The organism is Phycisphaeraceae bacterium, assembly GCA_019636735.1.
In the GTDB taxonomy this organism is placed as follows: Bacteria; Planctomycetota; Phycisphaerae; order Phycisphaerales; family SM1A02; genus VGXK01.
Genome location: JAHBWY010000006.1, coordinates 118,624 through 132,556, shown reverse-complemented (window position 1 = coordinate 132,556; position 13,933 = coordinate 118,624). Strand labels below are relative to the sequence as shown.

Sequence of the window (13,933 nt, the reverse complement as noted above, 5' to 3'; positions counted from 1 at the left end):
GCCGCAACCGACTCCGATTGACGGCACTTCGACGCACCACCGCCGAATACGGACGCAGCCTCACTCCTTCAGGCGTCGATTGCTCACGATCATGAGCACGGCCAGCACCGTGGCTGCAAGGAATCCCGCGACGCCCAGGAACCAAAGCGACCCGACCCCGGGCTCCTTCGCCGCGAGCACCAGGATCGAGGAGCCGACGAGCATCGACGCAATCACGAGTGCGAAGGCGACATTGCGGCTGGCATGTTCGATCGTGTTCACGAGGCGCCCGAGCCCGCGATGTTCGAGGTTCACCGCGAGGCGATTGCGCTTCACCTGCGTCAGAAGAAAGCGCACCTCGCCGGGAAGATCCTCCGCCAGCTCGGCATAGCCGAGAAGGCTGGCCGCGAGTCGGTGGCGGATCGCCGAAAGGCTGTAACGACGCGTGACGAGGCGCTCCACATAGGGCCGGGCGAACTCGACCATCTGGAACTCCGGGTCGAGCTCGGCGCCGACCGACTCGATCGTCGTGAGTGCCTTGATGAGCAGCACCAGATCGGCGGGGCAGCGCACGCGATGGGTCCTGAGCCGAGCGAAGAAGTCGCGAAGCAGGGGCCCGAGATCGAGCTGGTCGAGCGGTACATTCTGGAAGCGCCCGACGAAGTCGCGGACATCGGCGCGGACTGCCGCCTGCTCGAGGATCGAAGGATCCACATCACCGAGGGCGCCAACCGCCGCAATGACGCGCTCCGTCTCGCCGCTCACGACGCCGGAGACGAGCTCCGCCAGGCGCTGCGCGGTGCGCGCTTCGACCTGTCCCGTCATGCCGCAGTCGATGAATGCGATGCGCCCTCCAGGCAGCGCAAAGAGATTGCCCGGGTGCGGGTCGGCATGGAAGAAGCCGAAGTCGAGACATTGCCGCAGCACCGCGCGGGCGCCGTTGGCGACGACCTTCTTGCACTCTTCGGGAGTGAGATCGTCGGGCTTGCGGCGAGAGAGGAGCACGCCCTTGATCTCCTCGAGCGCAAGGACATTCTGCGTGGTGGCGCTCCAGTGCACCTCGGGGAAGACAATGTCCGGGTCGTCCTTGAACTGCGCCCGAAAGCGCTCGGTGGCGCGACCTTCATGGGTGAGGTCGACCTCCTTGGCGAGTTCGCGTGCGAACTCGGCCACGACCTCCACGGGGCTGTAGCCCATGTTCGAGAAGGAGCGCTCCGCCCACCCCGCGAGGGCGCGCATGATCTCCATGTCGGTTTCGGTCTGCTCGCGGATTCCGGGCCGCAGGATCTTCAGCACCACATGGGTGCCGTCGGCAAGCACGGCTCGATGCACCTGCGCCATCGACGCGGCCGCCAGCGCCTTGTGCTGCACCGAACGGAGGATCGACGATCGCTCCTCGCCAAACTCCTGATCAAGGCGCCTCTCGATCTCTTCAAAGGGAACCTGCGGGACATTGTCCTGAAGAGCCCTGAACTCCTCGGCCCACTCCGGCGGCACAAGATCGGGCCGTGTGCTGAGCACCTGTCCGAGCTTCACGAAGGTGGGCCCCAGCTCCTCCATCGCCTTCCGGAGACGCACGGCTCGAGGGAGGCGATCGAACTCCGGGGAAACATGCCCCGCCGTCATGAAACTCACGCCGCGCTCGACGAGACGGTCGAGCTTCATCTCCTGGATGACATCGCCGAAGCCATGCCGTGCGAGCGTGGAGAGGATCTCTCCATAGCGCCGGACATTCCGCAGAGTCTGATTGATGTGGAGGAAGTCCATGCGGCCGCGAGCCCTGCGCTCGGCGCGAGAGCATAGGAGATGCGCGCGACGGCGCGGGATCAGGCTCGCAGGATCGGCGGTTGCGCAAAGCGCCCGCCCAGCACCTTCTCCGGCGCAACGCCCATCCACTGTTCGAGGATGGCCGCGTACACGCCTCGAAAGTCAAGGCCGAATCGGAGATCGCCGAAGTCGAGATCCGCGAGATTCGGATGATGGCCCACGATGCCCGGCCGAACCATCGGGCCCATCAGGAACATCGGCGCCGCCGTGCCATGATCGGTGCCCTGACTTGCGTTCTGCTGCACGCGGCGGCCGAACTCGCTGAAGACCATCGTGAGCACGCGCTCCTGGTTGCCTTGCGCACGGAGGTCGTCGTTGAACGCGCGCAGTGCTTCCGCCACCTGGCGCAGAATGTTCGCGTGTCCGCCCGGCTGATTGGCGTGCGTGTCGAATCCGCCCTTGCTGACATAGAAGACGCGCGTCTGGAGGCCGTCGCGGATGAGGGCGCCCACCACCTGCAACTGCCGTGCAATGTCGCTCTGCGGATAGCGCACCAGCGGCTGCTTGCGCACCGCCGCGCGAATCCGGTCGGAGGCGACCTGCGCATCAAGCGCGGTGCGCATGAGGAAGTCCCGCTGGCTTCCCGGCGCGGGGGACCCCACCGGACCCGCTCGATTGATGGCCTGATATGGATCGCGCAGCGCCTCGTGCACATCGTCGCCGAGCCATCGAAAGAGGTCGGCGCTCTCGAAGGAGACCGGCTTCTGGATCGTGCCCATCATGGCGAGCGGCGCCGAGCGACCGATGTGAATCGCTCCCTCGGGAATGGGCGTTCCTCCGCAGGTGTTGTCGAAGTAGCGTCCGATCCACCCCTCGCCCTTGCCATCGAGGCGTGCCGTCTCCCAGATGTCCATCGAGGCGAAGTGCGATCGATTCGGGTTCGGATAGCCGACGCCCTGCACGATGGAGAGCAATCCGTCGTCGTGCAGCGCCTTCATGGCCTCGAGAGCCGGGTTCAGCCCCAGGCCGAGCGAGCGATCGAGTTCGAGCGCGACGCCGGCACCGCCGCGCGCCTGCCCGCCGGGCTCGGCGACCGCGAGCGTCGGGCGGGCACGGAAGTACTCCGGGGCACCATAGGGCACCACGGTGTTGAGACCATCGTTGCCGCCTCCCAGTTGCACGATGACCAGCACATGATCCTGCGGAACACCCGGGAGACTGGTGCGCCCCTGCGTGCCCGGAAGCAGCATGCCCAGCGCCGAGCGTTGGATGAACGATGGAATCGTGCTCGCCAGTGACGCCAGCGCCACGCCATGCTGAATGAAGCGACGGCGGCTGTAGGGGACCTGATCATCGTGCATGGTCGAACTCCTTGCTTCGCAGGCGCTGGTGGTCGCGTGATTCGCGGGTCAGCAGAGCTGGTACTCGGGCATCGCGGCAATGAGACAAAGCACGCCTCGAAGCCGGTGGCTGTCAATCCGATCGCCGTGGTCTCGGAGGAACGCGAGCAGGACTTCGCGCCGCTCGGGGGGAATCTCGCCTCCCAGCAGGAAGCGCGTCAGGTAGTCGACCACCGCCACGGGATCGCGCGATCGATCACCAAGATCGGCCACGAGGTGCATGGGATCGAAGGTCGAGGTGTCCGCCTGTCCGCGCATGCCGGCAGGGCGCTGTCCGGTCATGAGGTAGACGACCACATTCTGCCGCACGAAGAGCGTGGAAGTGTTGATCCACGCACGACCGCCATCCCAGCCCTTGACGCTTGGCGGCTGGAAGAGGTGCTGCCCCATCATCTCCGAGGCGCTCGCCAGGAGCGTGAGGTCGCGTGCCGGGGTGTGCAGGCTGCGAATGGTGCCCACGATGAGTTGGACCGGGCTGCGGATCATCGAGGCGCGGTGCTCGGAGTCGTGAAAGTGCTCGCTGCGGAAGAGCGCGCGAAGCACCGGCCGCAGCTCATACTTCGACTCGCGAAGCTGCCGAGCGAGTGCGTCGACAAAGCGCCGTCGCTCCGAGGAGAGGGGGTCGGGAAGATCACAGACGAACTCCCGATAGAGCTTGAGCGCAATGAACTCCGAGGTCGCCTTTGACTCCAGCAGGATGTTCACGAAGTCATCGCCGTTCCAGCGGCCGGTTCGGCCGAGAATCGTCTTGGTCCCGTTGTCGTGCTCGCGCTCCTGAAAGACGAAGGTGTCGTCCTCGAAGGTGTACCCCGTGAGTGCGCGGGCACCCTCCTTGATGTCGCGCTCGCTGTAGCGACCTTCACCCATGGTGAAGAGCTCCATGAGTTCGCGCGCGAGGTTCTCATTGGGCTGCTGCCGGCGGTTGCGATTGTTGTCGAGGTAGCGCAGCATGGCGGGGTCGCGGATGATGCCCCGCGCAAGATCACCGAAGTTGCCCGCTGCATTCGCGCGGAAGAAGAGGTTCTGGCGATACATGTGCCAGCTGTCCTCGATGGTGCGATAGCCCGTCGCGAAGTGTCCATGCCAGAAGAGGGTGAGCCGCTCTTCCAGGGGGCGCGGAGTTTCGATCATCCGCGTCAGCCACCAGCGCCGCATGGCGCCGAGCTGTTCGCGATCTCGCCGTGTGGCATCATTGCGCATGCGCTGGAAGCGCTCGAGCACGGCTTCATCGTTGCGGCGACGCGCCTCGCGCTGCTCGCGCCGTTCCGCCTCGGTCAGCGGACGAATGATGTCGGCGTCGAATCGACTCTCGTCATCGGACTCGGAGGCGTCCTGGGGCAGGCGATGGAAGTCGACGAGGAGATCGACCGCCCGGCTGAGTCCGAGGTCCGCCAATTGCCGCACCTGCGCCGGAGTTCCGCCGAAGCCCGCCCTCAAGAGCAGGTGATGCGCATGCCAGTAGCCGAACTTCTCTGGAGAAAGCGGCTTCAGTGAGGGAGTCGGCATGGTCAGGTGAAGCGAAGGGCTCCCGACTCATTCGGCGATTCGGGGCGTCCCTTGTCGATTCTTCTCCATTGTGCGCGGCGGGACCACCAGAACAAGCAGGAGAAGCACGGGAATCAGCACCGCCCATGCCCAACGCGGACCTTCAAGGCCCCTGGGTCCGATGAAACCCACCTCGAACGCGGGAATCGCGATCGCGAGAAATCCGAGAATTGCGGCGCTGCCATAGCCCCGCCAGCGCAGCAGCGCCAGCGCGGGAAACACCGCGCCGTAGAGACCGAGGAAGCGAAGGTAGGTCGCTTCGCTGCCGAAGCCAGGGCGCCCGGCCACGGCCCCGATGAGGAGCGCCGCGGGCACCATCCAGCCGGCGTGTCGCAGCGAAAGAGCGCGGAGCTCGCGTGCATGAACCGCCGCAGTGAAGGTCACCTGCATGAACCACCACGCGACGAATGCTCCACCCAGAAGCAGCACCGGTTCGCCTGGCGCGTTGAGCAGGAACGCGCTCGTGGTCATCAGGATCATCGCCGTGAACGCCGGTACGAAGGTGATCCAGGGCCACCGGCTTTGATCGTGTCGAACCACGCGGTGAAACGAAGCGTCCAGGTGCGGGCAGACAAGAAAGCCGAGTGCAATCGCCGGCGCCAGCCAGCCGAGATCGGCGAGCGCACTGCTTCCGGCAAGGCCCGCTTCACCGAGTCGAAACCCCTCGCATGCCCAGAGAAGCAGTGATCCGATGGTGACGATGACACCAAGCCAGATCCATGCACGCTCGCCCGCCCGCGGCATGGCTCGAGCGCTTCCGACGACGGCGGCGAAGAGCACCATGGCCGCGAGCCACATCCACCATGCGCTCCCATCGGGCGTGAGGGCGCGCTGGAGTTCCACCATCGGGAGCGGCGCCTCGTGGGCCGTGATGAGCTCCGTCAGCGCATCTCCCTCGCCCGTGCGACCGCGCGCCGCCATGATGACGAACGGTGCCATCCACGCGATGAAGAACGCCTGAAAGGAGAGAGTCGCGGTGCTGAACCACGCAAGAAGCGTCGGATGCGCGCGAACGAAGCGCTCGGAGCGCTCGCGGTTCCAGAGAAACCCAACAGCCGCGGCGCCGAGCACATTCGGGAGGGCGAAGACCAGGAAGCCCGACCATCCGAAGTCACGAAGCAGGAGCAGCGGCAGAAACGCCCCGATGCACCAGGTCCAGCTTGACGCGAGAAAGAGCCCGCGGGCGATCGAGGTCAGCGCGGGTGAGCGCAGCGGCTCCGCCATCGGCACTCAGCGGGCCGACCCGTCCGTGTCGATGTCGGCGGTGGTGGTTGCGATGGTCGCCGTGGTCGCGGTGATGGCCGCACCGGGCTCAAGGGCCTCACGGGCGCGCTCACGACGCTCGGCTCGGTCACGCATCATCGCCTTTGGAGTGCAGTGGAAGGTGATCTCGCAACGGCCCACGCGCGGCTCGCGGCCATGGCGTCGGACCTGCTGGCGAATGTCCATCACCAGGCGGATATTGAACTCACCACCGGCCTCGAGCTTCGCATCCAGATCCTCGGCGTCGATGATGTGATAGACCGCCGGTCCCACGCACGGCCGCAGGAAGCGGTACTTCATTTCCTTGCAGACGACGATGAACTCGCTGCCGACGCGGGAGAAGAGGTACATGCCGCCGGCGACTTCGCTGTTGCCCAGGAGCGCCGCGCCAGCCATCGCGTTGTACCAGTTGCGGTTGAAGCGACGGAACGGGAGCACCGCGGTGAAGCGCTTGGCATCAAGCCGCTTCATCGTGATTCCGCTCCGGAAGGCATAGGGCAGCCAGATGAGCGAGCAGACCTTCTGCCAGAAGCGATTGCGAGTGCTCAGCCGACTGATGAACGCTTCGAGGCGCTGGGAGAGCGTCCGGCGATCATCGGTGTCGGCGCCACGGGGCGAGCCCACGGCACGCCCCTTCGGGTCGCGCATCGCCTGGAGTTGCTCCAGGCCGTCGTGGTCGAGCTTCACCGTGGTCATGTGAGTCGGCATGGTAGCCGCGAAGCGCAAGAGCCGCGCGAAGAAGCGGGGACTTGTTCCAAGGGGCGTTTCCGGGGACACTTCGATGAACCACGCACTCAGGAGGCGGAATTCATGCCACTCTCGACTCCACGATCAAAGCTCTGGATCCCGGTTCTCGCGATCACCTTCGGGGGCGCGGTGACGACCGAGTCCGCCGCGCAACAAGCCGCGCAAGGAAGAGATGCGCCGGCAGCCGTGGCGAAGCCGGAGATCTTCGACGGTCGCCCCTATCTCGACGCGAAGCAGGCGGCGGAGGAGGCGGGGAAGTGGTTCATCGTGAAGGCCACCGCGGTCTGGTGCGGCCCCTGTCGGCAGATGGATCGCACCACCTGGGTCGATCCGAAGGTCGTCGAGTGGCTCAGGGAGCATGCCATCGTGTACGCGCTCGACACCGATGTCGAGCCCGACCTTGCTCGCTCGATGGGCATTCGGAGCATTCCGACCACGATGGCCCTCAGGGGCGGTGAGGAGTTCGATCGGGTCATGGGCAATGTCGGGCCGCAACCCTTTGTGGCCTGGCTCGCGGGCATCGACCGAGGGGAGAAGCGCGCCGCTCCGGTGCGAAATCGCGGTCAGGCGCCGGACCCCAATCCGCGAGGTGCCGCTCGCGATCGCGCGCAGGACGACGACGGACCCATGGCGCGCTACCAGGAGGCGCAACAGCAACTCCGGGACCGGAAGTTCGACGAAGCCACGGACAACTTCGAGTTCCTGTGGGGAGCGACGGCCGATGCGCCGGGCTTCGGAGGCGTGCGAGGTTCGTTCATGGCCAGCGACATGAAGACGCTCGCGGCCCGCCATCCTGCCGCGCGGGAGCGATTCCTCGCCCTTCGGAACGAAGCACGCCGCGCCCTCGACGCCGCAGCGCTCACCGATTCGCGACAGGTGTGGCAAGCCGCGCAGGACTGGATGATCTTGAACGAGGTGGTGAATGAGCCCAACGCCACCCTCGCGTGGTTCGACCAGGTGAAGGATGATCCGTCCGTGAAGCCTCTGCTCGCGCGACTGCACCATCGGCTGAACGACATGCTGAAGGCGGAGGGGCGTTGGGCGGACCTTGGAGAGTTGATCGATGATCCGGAGAGCTCCGTGCGCGTGCGCCGGAGAATCTTCGACATGGCCAGGGAGGGCGTCGCTCCGGATCAGACGGGCCTGAACGACAGCATGTGGCGCAAGGACGCGGCGGAGATTCACGCGGCCGTGCTCGCCGCGGGCCGGAGGGAAGAGGCGCGACAGGCCGCGGTCGCCGCCATGGAGCTCGACACCGATCCGAAGATGCTTGAAGCGATCGTCGCCGCGGCGCAGCGCGCGAAGGCCGTCGACACGATGCATCGCGAGTGGCTGATCAAGGCGATCGAGGGTGCTGAGGCGGCGAACGGCGAAGCGACGAAGCTCCCGCCCGCTGCGGTCGAACGATTGCAGCGCATCCAGAGGAGCGTCGAAGCACAGCTTGGGCCGCGAACACCGGCCGATGCAGGCCAGCCCTGAGCCGGCCCCTTGATCCGCCATGAGCGTTGAGCGATCCATCGGCGTCTGCTCCTGGAGTCTGCGCCCGGAGTCACCCGCGCGCCTCGCCGAGCAGGTGCGTTCGATTCCTCTCGATGCAGTGCAGTTGGCGCTCGTGCCGCTGATCGAACAACCGCGCCAATGGTGCGATGCAATCGCGATTCTCCGCGCCGAGGGCGTTCGAGTGCTCAGCGGCATGATGGCGACGGTGGGCGAGGACTATCGCACGCTCGAGTCCATTCGACGCACGGGCGGCTTTCGCCCCGACGAAACTTGGAAGGCGAACCTCGATCGCGCTCTTCGGCTCGCTGATCTCTGCGCCGATCATGCGCTCGGGCTCATCACGGTGCACGCGGGGTTCATTCCCGAGGATCGGAGCGATCCGCTCATGGCGATCATGGTGGAGCGCCTCAGGACCATCGCCGATGTCTTTGCACGGCGGCATGTCATGGTGGCGCTCGAAACCGGGCAGGAGCGAGCGGAGGCGCTGGTTCACTTCCTTGATGCCGTCGGCGCGGCGAACCTCGGCGTCAACTTCGACCCCGCGAACATGATTCTCTACGGCATGGGCGATCCCGTCGATGCTCTTCGCCTACTCGCGCCGCGCGTACGACAGGTGCACCTGAAGGACGCGCAACCGACGGAGAAGCCCGGAACATGGGGACGCGAAGTTCCAGTCGGTTCGGGCGCCGTTGACTGGCCCGCGTTCGCCCGGGAACTTCGGCGCCTGGACCCGCCGGTTGATCTCATCATCGAACGGGAGTCAGGCGGGCAGCGATTGGACGATGTCCGGGCGGCCCTCACGATGGCGCGATCTATGATGTCCGAGTGACGCACGCCCCCGGCCGCCGCCGCGGGCGCTTCGCCACGCGGCCAAGGAGCTTCATGCCAACCTACCTCTATGCCATCGTGCGACCCGACGGAAGTGATGGCGAGACCTTCGAGGTCTTCCAGCGCATCAGCGATCCGCCGCTGACCAAGCACCCGGAGAGCGGGAAGCCGGTGCGCCGCGTGCCAGTGGCGCCGCAGTTTCAGACGACCACCGAGAAGGCGAAGCTCTCGAACAAGAATCTCGATCGCCTCGGTTTCACCAAGTACGAACGAGCGGGTTCCGGCATCTATGAAAAGAAAGCCGGCTCCGGCCCCGATGTCATTCAGCGCTGAACTGGACCGTGCCCCGAGCGGGGCAGTACCGTCCGCTTCATGACGGGTGACGCCGCCTCGCCAACTTCGGAGCGTGCTCGCATTGCCGAGCTGCGCGATCTTCTCGATCGGGCGAACATCGCCTACTACGCGGACAACGATCCGTTCATGGCGGACAGTGAATTCGACGCGCTGCTCGCCGAACTCGCGGCTCTTGAGACGAAGCATCCGGAGCTCGCCGACCCGGCGAGTCCGACGCAGCGCATCGGCGGTGCTCCGCTCGATGGATTCGAGAGCGCTGCCCATCGAGTGCCGATGCGGTCGATCGACAACACCTACTCGGTCGATGACTTCCGCGCCTGGTATCGGCGCTGTACCGACGCCCTTGGCCATGACCCCGCGATCGTCTGCGATCCGAAGATTGACGGCGTCGCCGTCTCGCTGCGCTACGAGAATGGAGTGCTCGTGCAGGCTCTCACGCGAGGCGATGGGGAGAAGGGCGATGTCATCACCGCCAATGTCAAGGTCATGCGAAGCGTGCCGCTGCGGCTTCGGGCGAAGGGGGTCGCGTGTCCCGAGGTCCTCGAGGTGCGCGGCGAGATTTTCATGCCGACGAGCGCCTTCGATCGCATCAATGAAGAGCGCGAGCGCCAGGGAGAGCCCCTCTTTGCCAACGCGCGCAACTCGACCGCCGGCACGCTCAAGAGCCTCGATTCCGCCGTTGTTCGCGCTCGGCACCTTCGATTCCTCGCCCATGGTGCCGGTGAGTCGCAGGGCCTTGCTCATCCGGGGGGCGGCCCGGTCGAGAGCTACTTCGACTTCCTCGCGGTCATTCGCACGCTCGGAGTACCGACCTCGCCGCTGACGCGCCGCTGCGCAACGCTGGAGGACGCGATTGACGCCATCGAGCGCTTCCGCGAGACGCGGGCCTCGCTCGACTTCGGGGTCGATGGCATGGTCGCCAAGGTCGATCGTTTCGCGGAGCAGGAGCAACTCGGCAGCACCGCGAAGGCGCCGCGCTGGGCCGTTGCCTTCAAGTACCCCGCTGAGCGGCGCGAGACGACGCTCGTGCGAGTTGACTGGCAGGTGGGCAAGGGGGGCACGCTGACCCCGCGCGCCACTTTCGCACCGGTCTTCGTCGCGGGAACGACCGTGACCCACGCAACGCTCCACAATATCGAGGAGATCCGCCGCAAGGACCTTCACCTCGGCGACACGGTGGTCATCGAGAAGGCGGGGGAGATCATTCCGCAGGTGGTTGAGGTCGTCGCTGCGAAGCGGCCGAAGGGTGCTGCGCCCATCGAGCCGCCAACGCAGTGCCCCAGTTGCGGGAGCGAGGTGACCCAGGATGGCCCGAAGCTCTTCTGCTCCAATCCCGAATGCCCGGCACAACTGCGCGAGAAGCTCAAGTGGTTCGTCGCGCGAGGCCAGATGAACATCGAGGGGTGCGGCGAGAAGCTCGTCGATCAGCTTGTCGAGACGGGGCTTGTTCGCTCCTTCGCCGATCTCTTCCGGCTGTCGCGCGAGCAGCTCCTCGGGCTCGAGAGGATGGGGGAGCGCAGCGCCGACAATCTGCTCGCATCGATCGAGGAGGCGAAGTCACGCGGCCTTGCTCGCGTGCTCGCAGGCCTCGGAATCCGCCATGTGGGCGAGAGCGCGGCCAGGACCCTCGCGCGGCGCTTCGCGCATGCCGACGAACTGCTCGCCGCAGGGGAGAGCGACCTCGCGGCACTTGATGACTTCGGCCCGGTGACCGCGGCTTCAGTTGCGGAGTGGCTGCACTCGCCGCGGGCGATGTCGATCTTCCGTGACCTTGCCGCAAGCGGCGTCGATCTCGCGAGCCGGGAGAGCCGGGTCGCGGCCACCGGGTCGCCCTTCTTCGGCAAGACCGTGGTCCTGACCGGCACGCTCCAGCAGATGGATCGCCCGACGGCCACCGCGAAACTCGAGGCGCTCGGAGCCAAAGTCACCGGCAGCGTCTCCTCGAAGACGCATCTCGTCATTGCCGGCGAGGAGGCGGGCAGCAAGTTGGCGAAGGCGCACTCGCTGGGCATCGAAGTCTGGGATGAAGCGCGCTTTCTGGCGGCGCTCGGCGGCGCGTCGTCAGCCTCGTGATGCGATCCGCGGCCGAACTCGCGGCAGCGCAGTGATCGGCGCCGTCGCTCAGGGCTCGCGCGTCTCGGTTGAGAGCGGAGTCGATCCGCTCGCCATCGGTGCCTCAGGCAGCCGACTTCGCTCGACACGCCGCTCCGGGGCCGGGGAGGCGTCGATCCGCAGTGACCACCACTCGGGGGGGCGATCCCGCGCTCCGGGCTCGACGAGGATGGCGAGCACCATCGCTTCGCCATCGAAAGCCGGCCCGCGCACTTCGCGCCAGGTGCCCGCGAGGTCGAAGCGCCGCTCCACCGGGCGATCGTTGATTCGCTCGAAGAGGGTCCAGGCCGTCGGTCCCGATTGGGTGCTGCTGCCGGTGACGCGCCAATTCCAGCGGCTTCCGCCGAACTCCCATGAAGGCAGGTTCACCCGATGCGCCGCGGGGAAGAGCGTGCCGCCGACCATCCAGGCGAAGAGCGCGGCGAGCGCCACGAAGGTCGCAACTCGGAACGCAAGACTTCGCAATCCGAGGGCGACCTGACCCATGGCCCGATTCTAGGGCAAGGTGAAGGGCGCATCCGGCTCGACCTCGCTGGCCGCAAACACGCTGCGTTCCCACACATCACTCCCGGTGTGCGTCACTCGTCGCCCGACTCGCCCGCGGATGACAAGCCCCGTCGATCCCCAGCGTCAGCGGGTGATCCACCCCATCCAGATCGCTCCGATGAAACCGAGCGCCACCACGATGCGCCACCACCCGAAGATCTCGAGCGAGTGATTCTGAAGCCAGCGCACCAGCCACTTGATCGCGAGCGCCGCCGAGATCATCGCCACCACCACGCCCACCGTGACCGGGACCCAGCCGCCGTTACCGTCGACGAGCGCCTGGATGCCCGCCCACCCGCGCATGGGTTCGCCGCCGTCGATCGAGTGGGCCCCGCGCCATGCACGCAGCAACTCGTAGACGGTCGCTCCGCCCAGCGTGGGTAGCCCCAGCAGGAAGCTGTACTCCGCAGCCCGCCGCGGGGAGAGTCCGCTGAAGACGCCGCCGAGAATCGTCACCATGCTGCGGCTCGTGCCTGGCCAGAGCGCGAGAATCTGGGCGAACCCGATGATGATCGCTTGGCGCAGCGTGACCTCGGGGAAGTCATCAACCTCCGCCGCAAGATGGCGACTCTCCGCATGTCGCCGCCTCTGCCAGCGCCCCGTGGCGATCAGGATGACACCACCGACCAGGAGCGCCGCACAGACCGGCCCGGGATAGAAGAGGTGCCTCTTGATGAGCGACCCGATGGTGACGCCGACGATCGCCGCGGGCAGGAAGCTGACCACCAGATTTCGAAAGAGGCGAAGGCTTCGCCAGGTGGGTTCATCCAGCAAGGCTGCATTTCTTGCGCCCCCGAGCCTGCCCGCCAACGCCGCAATGGCCAGCGCGAGCGCCGCCACCATGTCGCGGACACGCTTCCAATAGAGCCCGGCGACCGCGAGAATCGCCCCGCCCTGAATGACGATTTCAAAGCTCTTGACGGCCTCATTCACACTTTGCAGATCGCCGGCGGCCGCTGGATCGCCCGGAGCCCCGTGGCCCACTCCCAGCAGCGTGGCCGTGAGGATCAGGTGGCCGGTTGAACTCACCGGGAGGTACTCGGTGATCCCTTCGACGACCCCAAGGATGATGGCGTCAAGGATGGTCAACGCGAGCCTCTTCTCATCCCCGGGCGGCAGCGACACAGATGAGGAACGGGGATCAGGTGGCGGGGCTCAATCATGGGAGGGCTTGGGGGGGGCGACAGGGTATGGGATCCAGAATCGACCATTCGGGGGGATACAGGACCGGAAACCTTGATGTTTTGGTTTGTATCGCTGATGATTCGCGGCAGATTTAGACGAGGCTTGGCCGAGGGGGTAAGCGCGGTTCAGGTCAGGGGCAGGATTCCCGATAACGGAGAAAGGAACTCTCCATGAGCGACCGTACCGAGAACAGAGGCGAGGCCAGAGTCGTGGAAACCAAGAAAGAAGCCGTAGGGGGCGATCGAGACCCCCCGCATTCGCGTACATCTGACGAAGGTCCAATGAATCGCCGCGATGCCAGCCGCTTCCCCGTCAAGCCTGCGTACAGCAGCGTGGCGGTCACTCCCAACGATGGCACGGAGCGGCTCACCGGCCATGTCTATGACATCTCCGAGAAGGGCCTCCGGTTCGAAGTGGATCGGGCACTCCCGGTCGGCTCCGCAATTGAACTTGAGTTGATCGTGCCGCCGGAAGAGTCGATTCGAGTCACCGCACGAGTGGTGCGCGTCTACGACGAGGCGGATGATCCCGGGCCACGCCGGATGGGCGCCGAGTTCATCGGGTTCAGTTCTCCGGGAGATGAGGCGCGCCTCGAAGGGCTCCTCGACTCGTACCAATTGATCCGCGCCGCCTGAGGCGCGGTGATCGTTCGCCACGGTTCCGCCACTGTTCCGGCGGGCCATACATCGGGAGCCCGGTCGGGCGGG

General features: G+C 66.1%; 12 protein-coding genes. 5 read left to right on the top strand and 7 right to left on the bottom strand.

Going from position 1 to position 13,933, the window contains the following annotated elements:
* Positions 1 to 60 precede the first annotated feature (60 nt).
* From KF724_09900 to KF724_09880, 5 genes are read right to left on the bottom strand one after another with little or no spacing between them, the layout of a single operon-like run.
* Positions 61 to 1,746 carry an AarF/ABC1/UbiB kinase family protein gene (locus tag KF724_09900; GenBank protein ID MBX3355996.1) on the bottom strand — a complete coding sequence of 562 codons (1,686 nt, stop codon included), beginning with the start codon at positions 1,744 to 1,746 and terminating at the stop codon, positions 61 to 63.
* Positions 1,747 to 1,805: 59 nt separating this feature from the next.
* Positions 1,806 to 3,107 carry a DUF1501 domain-containing protein gene (locus KF724_09895; GenBank protein ID MBX3355995.1) on the bottom strand — a complete coding sequence of 434 codons (1,302 nt, stop codon included), beginning with the start codon at positions 3,105 to 3,107 and terminating at the stop codon, positions 1,806 to 1,808.
* 48 nt (positions 3,108 to 3,155) lie between these two features.
* The gene (locus KF724_09890; GenBank protein MBX3355994.1) at positions 3,156 to 4,652 is read right to left on the bottom strand and encodes a DUF1800 domain-containing protein; all 1,497 of its coding nucleotides are present in this window, start codon (positions 4,650 to 4,652) and stop codon (positions 3,156 to 3,158) included.
* A gap of 27 nt (positions 4,653 to 4,679) precedes the next feature.
* Positions 4,680 to 5,915: a hypothetical protein gene (locus tag KF724_09885; GenBank protein ID MBX3355993.1), complete on the bottom strand. Its 1,236-nt coding sequence runs from the start codon at positions 5,913 to 5,915 to the stop codon at positions 4,680 to 4,682.
* Between the two features lie 6 nt (positions 5,916 to 5,921).
* Positions 5,922 to 6,650 (bottom strand): hypothetical protein, encoded by a 729-nt coding sequence (locus KF724_09880; GenBank protein ID MBX3355992.1) that lies wholly within the window; start codon positions 6,648 to 6,650, stop codon positions 5,922 to 5,924.
* Positions 6,651 to 6,764: 114 nt separating this feature from the next.
* Between KF724_09880 and KF724_09875 the strand changes: the two genes are divergently transcribed.
* From KF724_09875 to ligA, 4 genes are read left to right on the top strand one after another with little or no spacing between them, the layout of a single operon-like run.
* Positions 6,765 to 8,180, top strand: coding sequence for a thioredoxin family protein (locus KF724_09875; protein ID MBX3355991.1), 1,416 nt, complete (start codon positions 6,765 to 6,767; stop codon positions 8,178 to 8,180).
* Between the two features lie 19 nt (positions 8,181 to 8,199).
* On the top strand, positions 8,200 to 9,030 hold the full coding sequence (locus KF724_09870; protein ID MBX3355990.1) for a sugar phosphate isomerase/epimerase: 831 nt from the start codon (positions 8,200 to 8,202) through the stop codon (positions 9,028 to 9,030).
* Positions 9,027 to 9,362, top strand: coding sequence for a hypothetical protein (locus KF724_09865; GenBank protein MBX3355989.1), 336 nt, complete (start codon positions 9,027 to 9,029; stop codon positions 9,360 to 9,362). Before KF724_09870 ends, KF724_09865 begins: the two co-directional genes overlap by 4 nt.
* A gap of 39 nt (positions 9,363 to 9,401) precedes the next feature.
* Positions 9,402 to 11,456: an NAD-dependent DNA ligase LigA gene (gene ligA / locus KF724_09860; protein MBX3355988.1), complete on the top strand. Its 2,055-nt coding sequence runs from the start codon at positions 9,402 to 9,404 to the stop codon at positions 11,454 to 11,456.
* 48 nt (positions 11,457 to 11,504) lie between these two features.
* Here ligA and KF724_09855 read toward each other — a convergent pair whose 3' ends face one another.
* The gene (locus KF724_09855) at positions 11,505 to 11,981 is read right to left on the bottom strand and encodes a hypothetical protein (GenBank protein MBX3355987.1); all 477 of its coding nucleotides are present in this window, start codon (positions 11,979 to 11,981) and stop codon (positions 11,505 to 11,507) included.
* A gap of 144 nt (positions 11,982 to 12,125) precedes the next feature.
* The gene (locus KF724_09850) at positions 12,126 to 13,130 is read right to left on the bottom strand and encodes an undecaprenyl-diphosphate phosphatase (protein ID MBX3355986.1); all 1,005 of its coding nucleotides are present in this window, start codon (positions 13,128 to 13,130) and stop codon (positions 12,126 to 12,128) included.
* Between the two features lie 377 nt (positions 13,131 to 13,507).
* Between KF724_09850 and KF724_09845 the strand changes: the two genes are divergently transcribed.
* Positions 13,508 to 13,861 carry a PilZ domain-containing protein gene (locus tag KF724_09845; GenBank protein ID MBX3355985.1) on the top strand — a complete coding sequence of 118 codons (354 nt, stop codon included), beginning with the start codon at positions 13,508 to 13,510 and terminating at the stop codon, positions 13,859 to 13,861.
* Positions 13,862 to 13,933 lie beyond the last annotated feature (72 nt).

Excerpts from the sequence above, each read along its gene's own strand:
- KF724_09900 (MBX3355996.1), bottom strand. The coding sequence starts at position 1,746 with ATGGACTTCCTCCACATCAATCAGACTCTGCGGAATGTCCGGCGCTAT.
- KF724_09845 (MBX3355985.1), top strand. The coding sequence starts at position 13,508 with ATGAATCGCCGCGATGCCAGCCGCTTCCCCGTCAAGCCTGCGTACAGC.
- KF724_09855 (MBX3355987.1), bottom strand. The coding sequence starts at position 11,981 with ATGGGTCAGGTCGCCCTCGGATTGCGAAGTCTTGCGTTCCGAGTTGCG.
- KF724_09890 (MBX3355994.1), bottom strand. The coding sequence starts at position 4,652 with ATGCCGACTCCCTCACTGAAGCCGCTTTCTCCAGAGAAGTTCGGCTAC.
- KF724_09885 (MBX3355993.1), bottom strand. The coding sequence starts at position 5,915 with ATGGCGGAGCCGCTGCGCTCACCCGCGCTGACCTCGATCGCCCGCGGG.
- KF724_09875 (MBX3355991.1), top strand. The coding sequence starts at position 6,765 with ATGCCACTCTCGACTCCACGATCAAAGCTCTGGATCCCGGTTCTCGCG.
- ligA (MBX3355988.1), top strand. The coding sequence starts at position 9,402 with ATGACGGGTGACGCCGCCTCGCCAACTTCGGAGCGTGCTCGCATTGCC.
- KF724_09870 (MBX3355990.1), top strand. The coding sequence starts at position 8,200 with ATGAGCGTTGAGCGATCCATCGGCGTCTGCTCCTGGAGTCTGCGCCCG.
- KF724_09880 (MBX3355992.1), bottom strand. The coding sequence starts at position 6,650 with ATGACCACGGTGAAGCTCGACCACGACGGCCTGGAGCAACTCCAGGCG.
- KF724_09895 (MBX3355995.1), bottom strand. The coding sequence starts at position 3,107 with ATGCACGATGATCAGGTCCCCTACAGCCGCCGTCGCTTCATTCAGCAT.